A 19,068-nucleotide genomic window follows, 5' to 3' on the forward strand; every position below is an offset into this window, starting at 1 on the left:
AAAAAGGTAAGACTTTTTTGATTGAAAAATAGAGATATGAATAAATTAACCGTTTTTATCACTTTTTTATTAGTAACAAAAGCTATTGCACAGAATGTAGAAAAAGAAAAGGTTGTAGACAGTGTTGTCATAAGTGCAAGGCAAAAAGTAAAACAAGAAAGAAAGGAATTCTTTAAACAAGCTCAATCTACGGAGATTATATCCGCTTATGAGGTGGAAAGGAATAATCCTCATTTTATAGAGCAATCACTAGGAACAATGGCTGGTGTTCAGGTAGAAAAAAGAACTCAGTTTGGAGGACAAAGAATTGTTCTGAGAGGTTATGGTAACGATCAGAAATTCAATAACTGGGGTGTGAAGTTCTACCTCAATTCGGCTCCAATTACCAATGCTGACGGCGTTACTATTTTAGAAGATATAGATTTTTCTCTTATCAATAATATTGAAGTCGTTAAAGGTCCTGCCTCTACACTTTATGGTGGAGGTACAGGTGGAGCCGTGAGGTTCTATATGCGTCCAGAAACTAAAAAAGGGACTCATTTATCAGAGTCTTTGGCTTTTGGTTCGTTTGGTTTGTTTCAGTCTAATACCAAGGTAGAAACTGTAACGGATAACGCAAATATTATGTTTAACTATGGGCATATAGGGAGTGATGGCTACCGTCCTAGAGGCAATACTAGGAAAAATAACTATGCTTTTATGGGAAACTTTAAGTTGGCTCAAGCCCATAGTTTAATGGTGTATGCGAGTCATAATAATTCCTATGAAGGCGTTACAGGACAAATTTCTCTTCAAGATTATTATGATGGTAAAGACCCTGGCAATGCAGCCTATGCAAGAAAAAATGCAGCAAACCATTTCATAGCCACTAGAACTATTATAGGACATCAATGGAAAATCAATCCTAATGTTACCTATAATACCTCATTATTTTATCATCATTTAGATACTAAGCGAACGGCTGCAGGAGCGGCAGAAAACTCTCAACAACCAAGCTATGGTGTGAGGTCTGAGCTAAAATGGAATTATCCTATTTCTGAAGATTTTAAAAATGAAATGGAAGCAGGTGGAGAATATCTTATTTCTAGAGCTTTAATCTCTAATTATCGTTTTGATGGCAGTTTGGATAAACCAGATTTACAGACTCGACCATTATCTAAAAGAGGTACTTATTTTAAGTATGATAATTATAATTTTTCGGTATTTCTTACCAATAGATTAACCTATCAACCTTTAGACTTATCTCTTCTTTTGGGTGTGAGTGGTAATAAGCAAGGTTATGATAGAACAGATTTGTTGGCTTATCCAGGTTTATTAGATGGTTACAAACAAGATACCTCTTTCAAAAAAGATTTTTCTATGGTTTTAACGCCTCATATAGCGTTACAAAAAAAATGGAAAAATCAATTATTTAATTTAAGCTATAGTGAGGGTTATAACGCACCTACAGCTTCCACAGCATTTGTTTCTGCTACAGGAAAAACTAATGATTTACTCAAAGCAGAGCGTGCTAAAATGTGGGATTTTTCAGTACACGGATTGTTAGGAAAAACGAAATTTGATTATCAAATATCCTTGTTTGATATCAGAGTTCAAGATAAGCTAACACAGCTTTGGGCTAGCGATGGTGCTGGAGATATGTACTCTTACTGGGGGAATACAGGGAATCAGTTCAATAGAGGACTAGAGTTGAGTCTAGGCTACTCTTATACATCTAATAATTTTATAAATAAAGTGTTACCGTATTTTAATCTTTCTAAATATGATTTTAAATATCAGTCTTTTAGTATGTTAGGAGAAGATTATTCAGGTAAAAAGGTGGTAGGCATACCTTCGGTAAAATATTCTTTAGGGTTGGATTTTGATACGCGTTTTGGACTTTATGTTAGAAATACATTTAATTATTTAAGCGATGTTTATACTGATTTTGCCAACGAAATCAATGTAAAAGGTTTTCATCAGTACAATGCCAAGATAGGTTATAAAAAGGAGTTTGGGAAATGGAGTTTAGACGCTTATGTGGCAGGGAATAATTTAACGAATAGAGTCAACTATGCCTTTCTATTTGTAGGGAATGCGATAGGCGACACTGATTTAGGTAATGGCTATCCTGTTGGGGTAACTACAGATGTTAATCCAGGACCTGCGAGAGCTTATTTCTTCGGAGGGACTACCATTAAGTATAGCTTTTAGTAGAATATTCCATATTATTTTTAGAACCGTTTTAGAAGGGAAATGCCCGACTGAAACGGTTTTTTTATGCTATCTTTGCACTCAATTTCAATTTTCTAGAGAATGAATTACATCACTGCTGAAAATCTTACCAAATCTTACGGAATTAAAACTCTATTTCAAGATATTTCTTTTAACATCAATGAAGGAGATAAAATTGCCATTGTTGCCAAAAATGGAAGTGGGAAATCTACCCTTCTAAAAATTATTTTAGGAAAAGAAATTCCAGATAGCGGTTCGGTATTGGTAAATAAAGATATACAAGTGGTGCTTTTTGACCAAGAAATTACTTTCGATGCGGAGGATACCGTGGAAGAATTTATGATGAAGCTAGATTCAGACCCTATAAATGCTGTTAGAAATTACCATCTGTCTTTACAATCTACAGATACAGCGTTTATTGAGAAGGCTCTCGCAGATATGGAAATTCATAAAGCTTGGGATTTAGAAAATGAAATGAAACAAATCCTCTTTCAGCTCAAAATTACAGACCTTAATGCCAAAATGGGAACATTGTCAGGAGGGCAAGTAAAGAGAGTTGCATTGGCAAAATTGCTTACAGAAACTAGGGCTGAACATAAACATACGCTTCTAATTATGGACGAGCCTACCAACCATTTAGATGTGGATATGGTGGAGTGGCTGGAAAATTATCTTTCCAAAGCGAGGATTACTCTTTTATTAGTAACGCACGATAGATACTTTTTAGATAGTGTTTGCGATATAATTTGGGAGATGGAAGACCAGCAACTATACATACATCAAGGGAGCTATGCGACTTATCTAGAAAATAAAATGATTAGGGAAGAAAACTTGCAATCTACCATAGATAAAGCCAATAATCTTTACCGAAAAGAATTGGAATGGATGAGAAGGCAGCCCAAAGCACGAACTACAAAATCTAAAAGTAGAATAGAAGCTTTCTACGAAACAGAAAAGGTCGCTAAGACAGATACTCGAAAAGACAGTTTGGAGCTAGACTTTAAAATGGAACGCTTGGGTAAAAAGATTCTTGAGCTTAGAAATATCAACAAAAAGTATGATGATAAAGTGATATTAAGGGATTTTTCTTATCAGTTTCAACGAGGCGAAAAGGTAGGGATTGTGGGGCAAAATGGAGTGGGTAAATCCACATTACTTAATATTATCCAAGGGTTAGAAAACTATGATAGTGGAGAGATAGAAACAGGAGAAACCATAAAATTTGGTTATTTTTCTCAAAAAGGACTTACCTATAAGGAAGACGAAAGAGTAATTGATTTTATTAAAGAAATATCCGAAAACTTTCCATTAGCCAATGGTAGAACTATTTCTGCGTCGCAATTTTTACGATTATTTTTATTTGATGACCAAGCTCAGTACTCACCCATTTCTAAACTTTCTGGAGGAGAGAAGAGAAGGTTACATTTAATGTATGTGTTGTATCAAAACCCTAACTTTTTAATTTTTGATGAACCTACCAATGATTTGGATTTACCTACCTTAAGCGTTTTGGAAAACTTTTTACAAAACTTTCAAGGTACATTAGCTATAGTATCTCACGATAGATACTTTATGGATAGAGTGGTAGATCATGTTTTGGCATTTGAGGGAGATGGTAAAGTAAGAGATTTTACAGGCAACTTTACGGAATATAGAACCGCTAAAGATTTAGAGCTAAAACAAAATAATAAAGAAAAAGAAAAGGTGGAAATTCCTCAGACAGAAAGAAAAGAGCCTTTACCTAAGAAAAAACTATCTTTTAAAGAACAGAGAGAGCTAGAAGAAATAGAAAAACAATTGCCAAAGCTAGAGGAAGAAAGAGAGACTATACTTGCACAACTCAATGGAGAGACAGATTATGAGAAAGTGGCTAGTCTATCAGAGTTGTTAGAAAAAAACGCCAAAGAGTTAGAGAGAATGGAGATGAGATGGCTAGAATTACAAGAAATATTGTCATAAGAGGTTTTTTGGTATAATTATTGCTCTTAGCATAAGAAATTAATTTAAACTATATTTATGAAAAAATTATTTTTAGGAGCTGTGGTATTTGCAGCAGGATTGTTTGGTACAGCTAACGCACAGATTCAAGAAGGAAACTGGATGGTAGGTGGTCAGGTAGCTAAAATGAGATTTACCAATGGAGTAAATTTAAATCTGACGCCTCAAGTGGGTTACTTTGTGAAAGACAATTGGGCTGTAGGTGCACAGGTAGGTTTAGATGTTGCTAGTGCAGGAGGAGGTACTGGTACTACCACTAATTGGACATTGGGTGGATTTACAAGATATTACTTCGGAAGTAATGAGATTGAAAGCTTACTTAAAAATGGTAGATTCTTCGCAGAAGGTACTGTAGGTTTCGGTGGAATCAATAACAGTGCTGGAAGTACAACTAATGGTGTTAACTTAGGTGTAGGAGCTGGTTACTCTTATTTTATTACTAAAAATGTAAGTTTAGATGCTTTATTAAAATTTGATACCGTAACAGGTGGTGGTAATACAGCAGGTAACGGAAACCTAGGACTTAATGTAGGATTCCAAATTTTCTTACCAACTTCTAAAGTAAAAGCGGCTTTAAAAGATCAATAGTAGAATTCTAAATCTAAAAGATAGAGCGAGAGGATATTTATTATCTTCTCGCTTTTCATATTATTGAATAAAAAATAGAGAAACTTACTAGGTCTATTGTTAAAAAATACCGAAATTTGTATCATAATAAAAGTAAGAAATAAGATGTTTACAGTATTATCAGAAGAGTTTTCATTAGTTACAGAATGGATTAACGATTTAAGAAATGTTTCCGTACAAACGGACAGAATGAAGTTTCGTCGGAATATGGAAAGAGTAGGCGAAATAGCCGCTTTTGAAATTAGTAAACATTTACCTTATAAAGAAGTAGAGATTACCACACCACTAGATAAAATTGTTTCAAGAGAAATAGAAACTCAACCTGTTATTACAACTATTTTGAGAGCGGGTGTGCCTCTGTTTCAAGGCGTGCTAAATTATTTTGATAAAGCAGATTGTGGTTTTGTAGCAGCGTATAGAAAGCACGATGCTAATGACTATTTTAGTATAAAACAAGATTATCTTACTTGTCCTAATATTGAGGGGCGACCACTTATTGTGGCAGACCCAATGCTAGCTACAGGAGCTTCGCTAATCGAAGCTATTAAAGATTTACTTACTAATGGTAATCCTTCACAAATTCATATAGTAGCCGCTATAGCGAGCAAAGAAGGCGTAGAAACTCTTCAAAAAGCATATCCAGAAGCCTATATTTGGGTAGGTGCAGTGGATGAAAAACTGACGGACAAAGGCTACATTACTCCAGGATTAGGAGATGCTGGGGATTTAAGTTACGGAGAAAAATTACAACGATAGGGTTGATTACAAATTTTTAAAAATCTTAACTGATAAAACTTCTGTGTATGAGCTTTTTTCATATGTGGAAGTTTTTTTATCTTTGGGAATAATAAACTTACTTTATGTACAAATTAATAGATGTAGATAACCATTTTGAAGGAAAGCTTCAAATCGCATATATCAATCAGCCAGAATCGTTTAATAGTCTTAATAAGGTTGTTTTAGAAGAGCTATTACACTTTATAAAAGCTTGTGATGCAGATTCTAGTGTACGCTGTATTGCAATTAGCGGTAAAGGTAAGGCGTTTTGTTCTGGTCAGAATTTAAAGGAAGCTTTAGATTATAAAGCAGAAGCCAATGAAGAACGCTTTATCCAAAGGATTGTGATAGATTATTATAATCCGTTAGTGAAGGCTATTGTTTATGCTAAAAAACCAGTAATTGCATTGGTTAATGGTCCTGCAGTTGGTGCAGGAGCAATGTTGGCTCTTATTTGTGATTTTGCAGTGGCATCAGAGTCAGCGTATTTTTCCCTAGCTTTTTCTAATATAGGACTAGTGCCAGATACAGCGGGTACGTATTATTTACCTAAACTTTTAGGGCGTTCCTTAGCGAGTTATTTGGCATTTACAGGGAAGAAATTATCAGCTAAAGAGTCTTTAGAAAGAGGTTTGGTGGCAGATGTTTTTTCAGATGTTACTTTTTCGGAACAATCTTTACAAGTCCTAGAACATATTACTCATCAACCTACTGTAGCATTGGGGCTTACAAAAAAAGCCTTTAATAAATCTTATCAGAATAGTCTATCGGAGCAGTTAGATTTGGAGAGTATTCTCCAGCAAGATGCTGCAGAAACTTGGGATTTTCAAGAGGGGATAGCCGCTTTTTTAGAAAAAAGAAAACCTCAGTATAAAGGTAAGTAAGCATTAAAATTTTTCAATTCATCTTTTATAAGTATATGGTATTATCTATGACAGGCTTTGGGAGAGCCGAAGGTACTTTTGAGAATAAAAAAATAAGTATAGATATTAAATCTGTTAATAGTAAAGGGTTAGATATTAGTCTTAGAATGCCCTCGATATATAGAGGAAAAGAATTTCTGATTAAAAAGATAATTTCGGAAACCATTTTGAGAGGGAAGGTTGATTGTTGCATTAGTATAGAAAGCTTGGTTCAAGAGAGCCAATTGGTACTAAATAAAGAGATAATTCAAAATTATATTACTCAATTTAAAGAGATTGTTTCAGAAGATACGCCAGACTTTGAACTTCTAAAAATGGTGATGAGGTTGCCTGATGCTACAACTTACAATACGGAGGAAATTTCGGATGAAGAATGGGTTTTTATAGAACAATTGTTGTTAGAAGCCATCAATAACTTTACAGAATTTAGAAAAACCGAAGGACAGTCTTTGCAAGAAGAATTACAAAAAAATATTACCAATATTGGTCTGAATTTAGAAAAAGTAACACCATTTGAGGCAGAACGATTGGTTGGTATTAAAGAAAAATATCAGAAAGCGTTGCAAGATTTTGAGAATGTAGACGAGACTAGATTCTACCAAGAGATGGCTTATTATACCGAAAAGTTAGATGTTTCAGAAGAAAAAGTAAGGTTGGCTCAGCATCTTAAATACTATCAAGATACGATGCTTCAAGATGAATTTAATGGTAAGAAATTAGGTTTTATAGCCCAGGAGATAGGGCGAGAAATCAATACATTAGGTTCTAAAGCTAACCACGCAGAAATTCAGAAATTGGTAGTATTGATGAAAGACGATTTGGAAAAAATTAAAGAGCAAACGCTTAATGTATTGTAAACGATAATAAAAAGGTAAAACATTGGATAAAGTTATTATATTTTCGGCACCATCGGGGAGTGGTAAAACCACATTGGTAAAGTATTGTTTAGAGAAATTTTCCAATTTGGAGTTTTCTATATCTGCTACGACAAGACAGCCGAGAGGTGCAGAGCAAGATGGTAAAGATTATCATTTTTTAAGTTTAGAAAAGTTTAAACAACTGATTTCAGAAGAGGCTTTTGTGGAGTACGAAGAAGTCTATACGGATAAATTTTATGGCACATTAAAATCGGAAGTAGAGCGTATTTGGAAATCGGGCAAAACAGTTATTTTTGATGTAGATGTAGTGGGAGGTGTTAATCTTAAAAATATTTTTGGAGAAAAAGCTCTTTCTATATTCATTGCACCGCCAAGTATTGAGGAGCTAAAAAACAGACTTATTTCTAGAGGAACTGATGATGAGGCAACTATTAAAATCAGAGTAGATAAAGCTGCGGAAGAACTTTCTTATCAAGATAAATTTGACAAAATTATCATTAACGATGATTTATCCGTAGCTCAGAAAGAAGTAGAACAAGTGATTCATCAATTTTTAAACTAATGGAAGAAAATAAAAAAAATACCAAGACTAATCTACCAGTTCCAGATTTTTTTAAATATCAAGAGTTTCAGATGCCAGCAGACGACCGTTTAGAAGAAGAAATATTGAGGCTGAAACAGGAAAAACAAATCCCAATATTAGCTCATAGTTTATACGGGGTAGTATTTTTAAAAAAAGTATCAGACGCTTCGGGCAATCTTTTAGAAATAGCAAAAAAAATAGAAGAAAGAAAATGGACAAAAGTTCTATTTTCAGGGACGATGTTCCAAGCAGGGGTTCTTAAAGGTCTATTCCCAAATACTACTTTTTGGATTCCTAAGGAAGTGAGTAAAGATACTTCGGAAGAAGATTTTTATGATATTCTAAGAGAGGTTTACCTTAGTCTTAAGTATGAATATCCAATTGTGGAATTAGAAGACGATTCTCTTTTGGTAGATTATCAAAAATAAAATATTTTATGAGGTCAAAAATTATTTTAGAGGATATTAAAATCTATGCCTACCATGGGGTCTTGCCAGAAGAAAATATTGTAGGTACTTACTACTTAGTTAATTTGGAGTGTGATGTGGATTTATGGAGTGCGGCTCAAACAGATAATTTGGAAGATACCATCAGCTATGCGGAGCTTAATGATATAGTACATCAGGAGATGAATGTTAACTCCAAATTGTTGGAGCATGTGGCAGGACGAATTATTAAAACTATTTTGGCTAAATATCCTCAGATTACGCATATTAAGGTTAAAATTACCAAGCAAGCACCACCTATGAGAGGAGAAGTTCAAGGGGCTAGTGTGGTATTAGAGAAAGATAATAAATAATAAAGTTCTTTAAATCATAGGATTAAAATACTTTGTTTGAAAAACTCCATAAAATTTTGAACATATAATATAATTAAGTTATTTTTGAAGAAAAATAAAATATACAAAATGAATACACCAGCAGAACTAAAGTACACTAAAGACCACGAATGGGTAAAAATTGAAGGTAACATAGCTACAGTCGGCATTACAGATTTTGCACAGTCTGAGCTAGGGGATATTGTTTTCGTAGATGTAGATACTGTAGATGAAACTTTGAATTCAGGTGAGGTCTTCGGTAGCGTAGAAGCGGTTAAAACTGTTTCAGACCTTTACTTACCATTAGCAGGAAAAGTAGTGGAGTTCAACGAAGCGTTAGAAGATGAGCCAGAATTGGTAAACACAGACCCTTACGGAAAAGGTTGGATTATAAAACTAGAAATTGCAGAAGGCGTAGACCAATCAGAATTATTATCTTCTGAACAATATCAAGAAGTCATTGGTTAAAAAATACCACCATATTATAAAAATAGTAATGCCCATTTATTGGGCATTACTTACTTATGTTCTTCTCAAACCTGTTGGAGAGCATAAAGACTATTGGTTCCTATTTCAAGGGATAGATAAAGTAGTTCATTTTAGTATATTTTTCGTGTTAGGCTTTCTATTTCGTTGGGCATATCCCAAAGCTAGTGTTTATGCCTACTATTTTATCCTTGTTGCTTACGCTATTCTTACAGAAATTTTTCAGCAAGTTATGGCACTTGGGCGTTCTGCTGAGTGGCTAGACCTTTTAGCAGATACTATAGGCTTGGTGCTAGCTTATTATATATATACTAAAGCTACAAGAAAGTAAAATTTTAAAATAATAAATAGAGAAATTCTTTAAGCTCGGTGAGGTGGTCATCGGGCTTTTTTTGAACGTTAAAATAAAAAACAAAACGACATATTTTGACGATATAAAGTAGTAATATTGCAGATATATAGGATTTTAGCCTGCGTATATAGGTCTGTTTAATAATAAATATTATCTTTGTGCAAACATAAGATAATTATGAAAAGATAATAATTAAAACGACATATAGAGCATAAGATGCTTACCATTATTTCATTCGGTTAAATCTGGTACATTTAAACAAAGAGATGAAGTATAATGGGCAAAGGCATGGTTGCTCCCTTTCACAGGGACGCAGGCTGTTTTTTCCTATTTTCATCTCAGGTTTACCAGAACCCAACCGAATAATATGGACAAAAGCAAGTGCTGTGTCCTTTTTGTTTTCATCAAAACCAATAAAAAAATAAGATTATGGCAACTCGTTGTGCATTTTAAATAATACTGATTTTTAGATGATTTAATTTTCTTTGGAAGATAAATTTATTGATATATTGAATAACCGTTGCGGCGGTTATTTTACTGATTATCCTTGTTTTAAAGCCTTCAAAAGTTTTAGCATAGTTTCTTTTAATCATAAATTGGTCGCAAAGTTGAGAGAAAAATGTCTCAATTCGTTTTCGCTTTTTCTTGTACAATGAAAATTGAGGAATATAATCTTTCTGATTACTTCTCATTGGTGTATCTAATTTAATATTAGCATAGTTAAATAAATCTATTTGAACTTTTGCTGATAAATAGCCTCTATCTCCAATTAAAGTACAGTTTCGCATTTGCTCACCACTATCTTTTAAATAGTGGATGTCGTGAACGGATGCAGGGCTTATATCAAAATTCTTAATCACACCATTTAAAGAACATACTGCGTGTAGTTTATAGCCATAGAAATATAATTTCTGTGAAGCACAATAACCATATGTTGGTGAAGAATAGGATTGCTCTTTACAAATTTTTGAACGAGTAGAACGAGCGTTTTCACAAACTTTCATTGGCATGCTATCAACGATAAAAATATCTTCAAACTCATTGAACTCCATCGAAATACGCTGTCTAATTTGCTCTGTTTGTAGGGATAGTCTTCGTTTTCGCTTATTGTAAACACTTCTTTCAATTTTGTTTATCAGAGAGTTTGGCAATTTTCTAAATAACTGTAATTCGCTATCAATACTCAAGTATTCAGCAGTAATATTAAGACTTATGACTTCTAAATCGCTCATTTTAGGTGTTCTTCTCTGATAACTAATCAGTTGATTTTCTGAAAAAAGTCCTAAAACTTCCAAAATTCTTTCATATATTTGCTCTAAGTTGTTCATTTATATCGTTTTATAGCAAAAACAATATACTTATTTTCAGTCTAATAAACAACTCTTGTTTTTTTCATTTCATAATGCACAACGGGTTAGTTTTAGACATAATCTAAAAATTGTCACATATTATAAGGTAGAATATATATCTAGATTATGTTCAATTTTTTTTCATTTTGCAAATCAGTCGATTATATATGATGGATAAAAAAATGTTATAAAACATTTGGAGTTAATGACAAAGAATTTATATTTTTGCAGCCTCGATATGAGAGAGTAGGAGTGGATTGATTAGTTTAAATGCTTAGTAGTAATAAGCCTTAAGAATAAGGAGGAGTATTGCGAGGGGGTGTTTATCGGTGTTGAGAAAAAATATTTAAAATTTTTTCAAAAACATTTGGTCAATTAAAAAAAACTTTTTACTTTTGCGCTCGCAAATCGGAACTGAGAAAATCGGTGAGAGATTTAGCGAGAAGAATAGAGGACATTGAAAGATACTATAACAACCAAGTAAGGAAAAAACCAAAGCGTAACAAAACTTTGAGTGAGACGGGAAAAACATACAATGGAGAGTTTGATCCTGGCTCAGGATGAACGCTAGCGGGAGGCCTAACACATGCAAGCCGAGCGGTAGAGTATCTTCGGATACTTGAGAGCGGCGTACGGGTGCGGAACACGTGTGCAACCTGCCTTTATCTGAGGGATAGCCTTTCGAAAGGGAGATTAATACCTCATAATATACTGATTGGCATCAATTAGTATTGAAAGCTCCGGCGGATAGAGATGGGCACGCGCAAGATTAGATAGTTGGTGAGGTAACGGCTCACCAAGTCAATGATCTTTAGGGGGCCTGAGAGGGTGATCCCCCACACTGGTACTGAGACACGGACCAGACTCCTACGGGAGGCAGCAGTGAGGAATATTGGACAATGGGTGCAAGCCTGATCCAGCCATCCCGCGTGAAGGACGACGGCCCTATGGGTTGTAAACTTCTTTTGTACAGGGATAAACCTACCCTCGTGAGGGTAGCTGAAGGTACTGTACGAATAAGCACCGGCTAACTCCGTGCCAGCAGCCGCGGTAATACGGAGGGTGCAAGCGTTATCCGGATTTATTGGGTTTAAAGGGTCCGCAGGCGGGCTAGTAAGTCAGTGGTGAAAGCCTACAGCTTAACTGTAGAACTGCCGTTGATACTGCTAGTCTTGAGTATAGTTGAGGTAGCTGGAATGAGTAGTGTAGCGGTGAAATGCATAGATATTACTCAGAACACCGATTGCGAAGGCAGGTTACCAAGTTATAACTGACGCTGAGGGACGAAAGCGTGGGGAGCGAACAGGATTAGATACCCTGGTAGTCCACGCCGTAAACGATGCTAACTCGTTTTTGGGCTTTAGGGTTCAGAGACTAAGCGAAAGTGATAAGTTAGCCACCTGGGGAGTACGACCGCAAGGTTGAAACTCAAAGGAATTGACGGGGGCCCGCACAAGCGGTGGATCATGTGGTTTAATTCGATGATACGCGAGGAACCTTACCAAGGCTTAAATGGGAATTGACAACTGTAGAAATACGGTTTTCTTCGGACAATTTTCAAGGTGCTGCATGGTTGTCGTCAGCTCGTGCCGTGAGGTGTTAGGTTAAGTCCTGCAACGAGCGCAACCCCTGTCACTAGTTGCCATCATTAAGTTGGGGACTCTAGTGAGACTGCCTACGCAAGTAGCGAGGAAGGTGGGGATGACGTCAAATCATCACGGCCCTTACGCCTTGGGCCACACACGTGATACAATGGCCGGTACAGAGGGCAGCTACACTGCGAAGTGATGCAAATCTCGAAAGCCGGTCTCAGTTCGGATTGGAGTCTGCAACTCGACTCTATGAAGCTGGAATCGCTAGTAATCGCGCATCAGCCATGGCGCGGTGAATACGTTCCCGGGCCTTGTACACACCGCCCGTCAAGCCATGGAAGCTGGGGGTACCTGAAGTCGGTGACCGTAACAGGAGCTGCCTAGGGTAAAACTAGTAACTAGGGCTAAGTCGTAACAAGGTAGCCGTACCGGAAGGTGCGGCTGGAACATCTCATTTTAGAGACTCATTTGGAGTATAAACAAAAATAAGAGAGCTTACTTAAAGTAGCTTTGGTTTTTTTACTGGTTGGTATATAAAGAAATAACCCCTAAGATTAGTATCAGGGATAAGAAAGAGATTAGAAACTAGAAGTTGGAAGTTAGAAAAAGGATGCAAGTCTAAATTCTAACAATCTAAACTCTGACATCTAAGACAGTCTCGTAGCTCAGCTGGTTAGAGCGCTACACTGATAATGTAGAGGTCGGCAGTTCGAGCCTGCCCGAGACTACTAATTATAAAAAGAGGGGGAATTAGCTCAGCTGGCTAGAGCGCCTGCCTTGCACGCAGGAGGTCAAGGGTTCGACTCCCTTATTCTCCACAAGGGTTAGATATTTAATTTAAAAGTGACGGATGGGGCCAAATACAACATCAGTTCATTAAATATTTAGCGAGCGTAAAGCACATTGACATTAACGGTAAAAGACATCACAAAGAGAAAACCGAGCACTTATAAGTGCTTGAGTAACCAAAAATATTAGGAAAGAAATCGTTAAGGGCGTATGGCGGATGCCTAGGCTTTCAGAGGCGACGAAGGACGTGGTAAGCTGCGAAAAGCTACGGGGATTGGCACACACGAATAGATCCGTAGATATCCGAATGGGGCAACCCAATACATTGAAGATGTATTACTGCGTAAGCAGAGCAAACCCGGAGAACTGAAACATCTAAGTACCCGGAGGAAAAGAAATCGAAGAGATTCCGTAAGTAGTGGCGAGCGAAAGCGGATTAGCCCAAAAGCTTTTATATGTTTAATAGAACACTTTGGAAAGAGTGGCCATAGAGGGTGATAGCCCCGTACATGAAAGGCATACATAAGTGATACAAGAGTAGGGCGGGACACGTGAAATCCTGTCTGAATATGGGGGGACCATCCTCCAAGGCTAAATACTCCTGAAAGACCGATAGTGAACAAGTACTGTGAAGGAAAGGTGAAAAGCACTTCGAATAGAAGGGTGAAAGAGAACCTGAAACCGTACGCCTACAAGCGGTCGGAGCAGCTTATTGCTGTGACGGCGTGCCTTTTGCATAATGAGCCTACGAGTTAATTTTACTAGCGAGGTTAAGTAATTAAGTTACGGAGCCGAAGCGAAAGCGAGTCTGAATAGGGCGAATAGTTAGTAGGATTAGACGCGAAACCTTGTGATCTACCCATGGGCAGGTTGAAGCTTTGGTAACACAAAGTGGAGGACCGAACCGGTTGACGTTGAAAAGTCTTCGGATGACCTGTGGGTAGGGGTGAAAGGCCAATCAAACTGGGAGATAGCTCGTACTCTCCGAAATGCATTTAGGTGCAGCGTTGATGTTAAGTTTATTAGAGGTAGAGCTACTGATTGGATGCGGGGGTTTCACCGCCTACCAATTCCTGACAAACTCCGAATGCTAATAAATGTTCATCAGCAGTGAGGGCATGGGTGCTAAGGTCCATGTCCGAGAGGGAAAGAACCCGGACCAACAGCTAAGGTCCCTAAATATATGCTAAGTTGAAATAACGCGGTTGGACTGCATTGACAGCTAGGATGTTGGCTTGGAAGCAGCCATTCATTTAAAGAGTGCGTAACAGCTCACTAGTCGAGCGGTCCGGCATGGATAATAATCGGGCATAAGCATATTACCGAAGCTATGGGATGTATTAATACATCGGTAGGAGAGCATTCTATCGGCGCAGAAGCAGTATCGCGAGGTATTGTGGAGCTTATAGAAAAGAAAATGTAGGCATAAGTAACGATAAAGGGGGCGAGAACCCCCCTCACCGAAAGACTAAGGTTTCCTCAGCCATGCTAATCAGCTGAGGGTTAGTCGGGACCTAACGCGTACCCGAAAGGGGAAGTGGATGGACAATGGGTTAATATTCCCATACTTGCTCACACTAAAAAGGGGACGGATTGCCGTACTTACTGAAGACTGACGGAATAGTTGAGACCTAGCCTACGGGCGAAGTTGTTGTAGGGAAAGCAGTTCCAAGAAAAGCCGAAGTGAAGCAACCCGTACCAAAACCGACACAGGTAGTCGAGGAGAGAATCCTAAGGTGCTCGAGTGAGTCGTGGCTAAGGAACTAGGCAAAATAGTCTCGTAACTTCGGAAGAAGAGACGCCAACAGAAATGTTGGCCGCAGTGAAGAGGCCCAGGCGACTGTTTATCAAAAACACAGGACTCTGCTAAATCGAAAGATGCTGTATAGGGTCTGACACCTGCCCGGTGCTGGAAGGTTAAGGAAGGTGCTTAGCGTAAGCGAAGGCATTAACTGAAGCCCCAGTAAACGGCGGCCGTAACTATAACGGTCCTAAGGTAGCGAAATTCCTTGTCGGGTAAGTTCCGACCTGCACGAATGGTGTAACGATCTGGGCACTGTCTCAGCCACGAGCTCGGTGAAATTGTAGTATCGGTGAAGATGCCGATTACCCGCAATGGGACGAAAAGACCCTGTGAACCTTTACTATAACTTCGTATTGACTTTGAGTAAACAATGTGTAGGATAGGTGGGAGGCTGTGAATCTGGCACGCTAGTGTTGGTGGAGCCGTTGTTGAAATACCACCCTTTGTTTACTTAGAGCCTAACTCGGAAACGAGGACATTGCGTGGTGGGTAGTTTGACTGGGGTGGTCGCCTCCAAAAGAGTAACGGAGGCTTTCAAAGGTACCCTCAGCACGCTTGGTAACCGTGCGTAGAGTGTAATGGCATAAGGGTGCTTGACTGTGAGACCTACAAGTCGATCAGGTGCGAAAGCAGGACATAGTGATCCGGTGGTTCCGTATGGAAGGGCCATCGCTCATAGGATAAAAGGTACTCCGGGGATAACAGGCTAGTCTCCCCCAAGAGCTCACATCGACGGGGAGGTTCGGCACCTCGATGTCGGCTCGTCACATCCTGGGGCTGGAGAAGGTCCCAAGGGTTGGGCTGTTCGCCCATTAAAGTGGCACGCGAGCTGGGTTCAGAACGTCGTGAGACAGTTCGGTCTCTATCTATTGCGGGCGTTAGATGTTTGAGAGGGCTTGAATCTAGTACGAGAGGACCGATTTGAACAAACCTCTGGTGTATCTGTTGTGCCGCCAGGCGCACCGCAGAGTAGCTAAGTTTGGTAAGGATAAGCACTGAAGGCATATAAGTGCGAAACCTGCCTCAAGATGAGACATCTTTTAAGGGTCGTGGGAGATGACCACGTTGATAGGCTACAGGTGTAAAGTTGGTAACAGCATAGCCGAGTAGTACTAATTACCCGTAGATTTATAGCCTAATGGGTTATGTTAAAAAAGCCTTATAAGTGCGAGCAAGGTTTTGTCTTTGTGATGAAAATTACCGATAAAAAGAATTAGGACACACTAATTTTTATATAAAGAACTTTAGGGTGGTTTTAGCGGTGGGGCTCACCTGTTCCCATTCCGAACACAGAAGTTAAGCCCACCAGCGCCGATGGTACTACGAAAGTGGGAGAGTAGGTCGCCGCCAGTTTTTATTTTTGAAAAGCCTCTAGCAACACTGCTAGAGGCTTTTTTTGTTTTAGGGTATTGATGATTATGTGTAGGATTTAGTTGCGTAAGGGCGAAGGGCATTGTTGAAGCTCATCTTACAAAAGAGTAAGGGATAGGCGTGGGCTTTTTAAGATAGCGACTGCCCGTAGACCGACCCTTGCTAGGGCTTTAGAATTGCTAAGGGATACGCCCAAAAAAAAACTCACTCCACATATAGAATGATAGAGTGAGTCGTTAGTTGTTAGCTGATTATGGAATCTTACTGAAATTTAATGCTCATTCCGAACATAAAGTTAGTGCCTGCTTGAGGGAAGAAGTAAGCATCTGGTGCCCAAACATAACCATTGTTAGCGTATTTTCTATTAAATAAGTTATTTACGAGTAAGCTAAAATCTATATTGGTTCTGTTGAGTTTTAAGTTATATTTAGCGTTTATATCAGCTAAGTAATAATCAGATAAACTATAATTTTTGTTTTGAGTATTATCTAGGTACTGTTTCCCTATATATTGCTGAGTAAGTCCTATTAAAAACTGTGGACTAAGTTGGTAATTTAAGCTGATATTTCCCATAATATTAGGAGAGAATGAAATATCTGTGTCTTTTAAAACTACTTTTTCTCCTTTTTCGTTTTGTGAGTCTAGTTCTTTAATTTTATTTCTACTTATAGTTGCATTAGCGGTTAAGTGGAGCTGTTCTGTAATTCGAGTGGAAGTGCCTATTTCTAAACCTAAACGATAGCTATCTTTTACATTCTGTGGAATAAATGCACCTACATCATTGATGAGCCCCGAAAGTACCAACTGGTTTTTATAAAGCATATAGTAGGCATTGGTGGTGAGGGAAAAACTACCCCATTGCTTCTCAATACCAAATTCCCAGTCATTGAGGCGTTCTGATACGGTTTGAGGATTATTTACAAGTGCCGCTCTGTTAGGCTCTCTATTGGCAACGGCATAGGAAAGAAATACTTTTCCTTTCGGAATACGATAGTTGATTCCTGCTTTTGGATTGAAGAACAACCAGTTTTTATTAAAGTTTAATCCTTCTTCTTCCCCTGTGAGGATTTTGGTATCATACTCAATATTTCTTAGTTGTAAATCTCCAAATATCTCCCACTGATTGAGTTTTAAAATGGCTTTAGCAAATCCTGAAACTTCGTTTTTCAAGGAACGATTGCGGTAATATTCGTGTTCGTGTATATTGGTAAATTGTATGCCTGTAACATTACCAAAGTGCCAACCGTAGTATTGATTTCCTACCAACCCGAAGTTTAAGTCTAGGTTATCTAATGAACCGTAAAGATTAGATACAATACCATAAAAATCGTTATCTAGCCATTTTTTTCTGATGAAATCGGTTCGGCTGATTTCATTGCCGTTGATGGAAATGTTAGGAAGGTTATACCTAGAGAATTTATTGTCTTGTCTATAATTTTCGTAATAGCCTGCTCCTTTAGTGTAGTGGAGTGTGGTTTCTAAATTCCAATTAGAATTAAGTTTCTGTTGCCAAAGTAATTGGTAGTGGTTTTGTTGGTAGTTGTCGGTTTCATTATCATAGTATCCTATTATTTGACTCCAATCTTTATTATATATGGCTCCAGAGGGATTATACTTTCGGTTTTCTTGCATCGTCTTCGCATTGATGCCATTCCATGCATGATAAGTTTGTTCTTTTCCACCAAACATCTTAAGCCTTAATCTAGTTTTTCCTTCTTCAAAAAGAGCTGTGAAATTATAAGAACTTAAGTCTGAAAATGCTCGGTCTATGTAACCGTCCGAATGTATCGTGGTATATCTCCCCATAACGGAAAGCCTGTTATTCCAAAATTTGCCAGAGCCTATTTCTGCTGAATATTTGTAGGTGTTAAATGAGCCATAGCTGTTGTCTGAACGAAGATAAAAATGCTCTTCTGGCTCTCTTGAAATAATATTAACACTAGCTCCAAATGCCGCCGCACCGTTCGAAGAAGTACCAACACCTCTTTGTATCACAATTTGTGAGGCTGAGCTGGTAAGGTCTGGAACATTAACGAAAAAAGTTCCTTGAGATTCAGAATCGTTGTATGGGACGCCGTTCATCATCACATTTACAGAAGTGCCTGCTGTACCTCTAATTCTAAAACCTGTATAGCCTACACCATTACCTGCATCGGAGGTAGAAACTACAGACATTTGATTCTTTAATAAAATAGGTAAATCTTGTCCCAAGTTTTTAGCACCTAGTTCTTTTTCTACATTGATGATGTCTTTGGAAATAGGAAGCCTTTTGGTAAAAGTTACTTCTGCCACTTCTGTGGTCTTTGTAGAGTCTTTTGGGGTTTGTTGTGCCCCAACTACGGAACTTGCTAAAAGTCCATAAAAAACAAATCCTTTCATTCTTAATTAAATTTTTTGAGTTTAAAATTTAGTTGGAATAAAAGAGGTTATAATAATTATACGATACTCCCAAATCGTGGGAGAAATTTCCCTAAACAGCATTACCTGTTCTAGGTTCATTGGGTATAA

The 19,068-nt window shown here is 37.7% G+C and carries 13 protein-coding genes, 2 tRNA genes and 3 rRNA genes; 16 read left to right on the plus strand and 2 right to left on the minus strand.

The annotated features are described in order from the left end of the window. Positions 1-36: 36 nt before the first annotated feature. From VIX88_RS10865 to VIX88_RS10915, 11 genes are all read left to right on the plus strand, one after another. Positions 37-2,193, plus strand: coding sequence for a TonB-dependent receptor (locus VIX88_RS10865; RefSeq protein ID WP_064969647.1), 2,157 nt, complete (start codon positions 37-39; stop codon positions 2,191-2,193). A 102-nt stretch (positions 2,194-2,295) separates the two neighbouring features. Continuing rightward, positions 2,296-4,173, plus strand: a complete 1,878-nt coding sequence (locus VIX88_RS10870; RefSeq protein WP_064969645.1) for an ABC-F family ATP-binding cassette domain-containing protein — start codon at positions 2,296-2,298, stop codon at positions 4,171-4,173. Positions 4,174-4,230: 57 nt separating this feature from the next. Next, entirely contained in the window at positions 4,231-4,800 is a 570-nt protein-coding gene (locus VIX88_RS10875; protein WP_064969643.1) for a hypothetical protein, read from the plus strand. A gap of 144 nt (positions 4,801-4,944) precedes the next feature. Beyond that, positions 4,945-5,595, plus strand: coding sequence for a uracil phosphoribosyltransferase (upp, locus tag VIX88_RS10880; RefSeq protein ID WP_064970840.1), 651 nt, complete (start codon positions 4,945-4,947; stop codon positions 5,593-5,595). Between the two features lie 104 nt (positions 5,596-5,699). Further along, entirely contained in the window at positions 5,700-6,500 is an 801-nt protein-coding gene (locus tag VIX88_RS10885; RefSeq protein WP_064970838.1) for an enoyl-CoA hydratase/isomerase family protein, read from the plus strand. A 47-nt stretch (positions 6,501-6,547) separates the two neighbouring features. After that, positions 6,548-7,396, plus strand: coding sequence for a YicC/YloC family endoribonuclease (locus VIX88_RS10890; protein WP_079208543.1), 849 nt, complete (start codon positions 6,548-6,550; stop codon positions 7,394-7,396). Between the two features lie 22 nt (positions 7,397-7,418). Further along, entirely contained in the window at positions 7,419-7,979 is a 561-nt protein-coding gene (gene gmk / locus VIX88_RS10895; protein WP_064969636.1) for a guanylate kinase, read from the plus strand. After that, positions 7,979-8,428 carry a quinolinate synthase NadA gene (locus VIX88_RS10900; protein WP_064969634.1) on the plus strand — a complete coding sequence of 150 codons (450 nt, stop codon included), beginning with the start codon at positions 7,979-7,981 and terminating at the stop codon, positions 8,426-8,428. The genes gmk and VIX88_RS10900 overlap by 1 nt, the downstream gene beginning before the upstream one ends. 8 nt (positions 8,429-8,436) lie before the next feature. Next, entirely contained in the window at positions 8,437-8,799 is a 363-nt protein-coding gene (gene folB, locus VIX88_RS10905) for a dihydroneopterin aldolase (RefSeq protein ID WP_064969632.1), read from the plus strand. A 108-nt stretch (positions 8,800-8,907) separates the two neighbouring features. Next, complete coding sequence (gene gcvH / locus VIX88_RS10910; RefSeq protein ID WP_004916832.1) at positions 8,908-9,285, plus strand: glycine cleavage system protein GcvH; 378 nt, start codon at positions 8,908-8,910, stop codon at positions 9,283-9,285. Positions 9,286-9,313: 28 nt separating this feature from the next. Next, positions 9,314-9,634, plus strand: coding sequence for a VanZ family protein (locus VIX88_RS10915; protein ID WP_064969630.1), 321 nt, complete (start codon positions 9,314-9,316; stop codon positions 9,632-9,634). A 470-nt stretch (positions 9,635-10,104) separates the two neighbouring features. Here the strand turns inward: VIX88_RS10915 and VIX88_RS10920 are convergent, their stop codons facing one another. Further along, positions 10,105-10,983 carry an IS982-like element ISRa1 family transposase gene (locus tag VIX88_RS10920; RefSeq protein WP_127919813.1) on the minus strand — a complete coding sequence of 293 codons (879 nt, stop codon included), beginning with the start codon at positions 10,981-10,983 and terminating at the stop codon, positions 10,105-10,107. A gap of 553 nt (positions 10,984-11,536) precedes the next feature. Here VIX88_RS10920 and VIX88_RS10925 point away from each other — a divergent pair. The 5 genes from VIX88_RS10925 to rrf all read left to right on the plus strand — a co-directional run bounded on the left by VIX88_RS10925 (position 11,537) and on the right by rrf (position 16,542). Further along, a 16S ribosomal RNA gene (locus VIX88_RS10925) occupies positions 11,537-13,053 on the plus strand. Between the two features lie 197 nt (positions 13,054-13,250). Next, positions 13,251-13,324, plus strand: a tRNA-Ile gene (locus VIX88_RS10930). Between the two features lie 16 nt (positions 13,325-13,340). Beyond that, a tRNA-Ala gene (locus tag VIX88_RS10935) sits at positions 13,341-13,414 on the plus strand. 161 nt (positions 13,415-13,575) lie between these two features. Continuing rightward, positions 13,576-16,325, plus strand: a 23S ribosomal RNA gene (locus VIX88_RS10940). A 109-nt stretch (positions 16,326-16,434) separates the two neighbouring features. Then, positions 16,435-16,542, plus strand: a 5S ribosomal RNA gene (gene rrf, locus VIX88_RS10945). Together the 16S, 23S and 5S rRNA genes with 2 tRNA genes alongside form the textbook arrangement of a ribosomal RNA operon. A 279-nt stretch (positions 16,543-16,821) precedes the next feature. Here the strand turns inward: rrf and VIX88_RS10950 are convergent. Next, positions 16,822-18,939, minus strand: coding sequence for a TonB-dependent receptor (locus VIX88_RS10950; RefSeq protein WP_214193874.1), 2,118 nt, complete (start codon positions 18,937-18,939; stop codon positions 16,822-16,824). Positions 18,940-19,068 lie beyond the last annotated feature (129 nt).

Source organism: Riemerella anatipestifer (assembly GCF_035666175.1).
In the GTDB taxonomy this organism is placed as follows: domain Bacteria; phylum Bacteroidota; class Bacteroidia; order Flavobacteriales; family Weeksellaceae; genus Riemerella; species Riemerella anatipestifer_D.

Coding starts and splice junctions, on each gene's coding strand:
- VIX88_RS10865 (WP_064969647.1), top strand. CDS start 37: ATGAATAAATTAACCGTTTTTATCACTTTTTTATTAGTAACAAAAGCT.
- VIX88_RS10870 (WP_064969645.1), top strand. CDS start 2,296: ATGAATTACATCACTGCTGAAAATCTTACCAAATCTTACGGAATTAAA.
- VIX88_RS10875 (WP_064969643.1), top strand. CDS start 4,231: ATGAAAAAATTATTTTTAGGAGCTGTGGTATTTGCAGCAGGATTGTTT.
- upp (WP_064970840.1), top strand. CDS start 4,945: ATGTTTACAGTATTATCAGAAGAGTTTTCATTAGTTACAGAATGGATT.
- VIX88_RS10885 (WP_064970838.1), top strand. CDS start 5,700: ATGTACAAATTAATAGATGTAGATAACCATTTTGAAGGAAAGCTTCAA.
- VIX88_RS10890 (WP_079208543.1), top strand. CDS start 6,548: ATGACAGGCTTTGGGAGAGCCGAAGGTACTTTTGAGAATAAAAAAATA.
- VIX88_RS10900 (WP_064969634.1), top strand. CDS start 7,979: ATGGAAGAAAATAAAAAAAATACCAAGACTAATCTACCAGTTCCAGAT.
- folB (WP_064969632.1), top strand. CDS start 8,437: ATGAGGTCAAAAATTATTTTAGAGGATATTAAAATCTATGCCTACCAT.
- gcvH (WP_004916832.1), top strand. CDS start 8,908: ATGAATACACCAGCAGAACTAAAGTACACTAAAGACCACGAATGGGTA.
- VIX88_RS10915 (WP_064969630.1), top strand. CDS start 9,314: ATGCCCATTTATTGGGCATTACTTACTTATGTTCTTCTCAAACCTGTT.
- VIX88_RS10920 (WP_127919813.1), bottom strand. CDS start 10,983: ATGAACAACTTAGAGCAAATATATGAAAGAATTTTGGAAGTTTTAGGA.
- VIX88_RS10950 (WP_214193874.1), bottom strand. CDS start 18,939: ATGAAAGGATTTGTTTTTTATGGACTTTTAGCAAGTTCCGTAGTTGGG.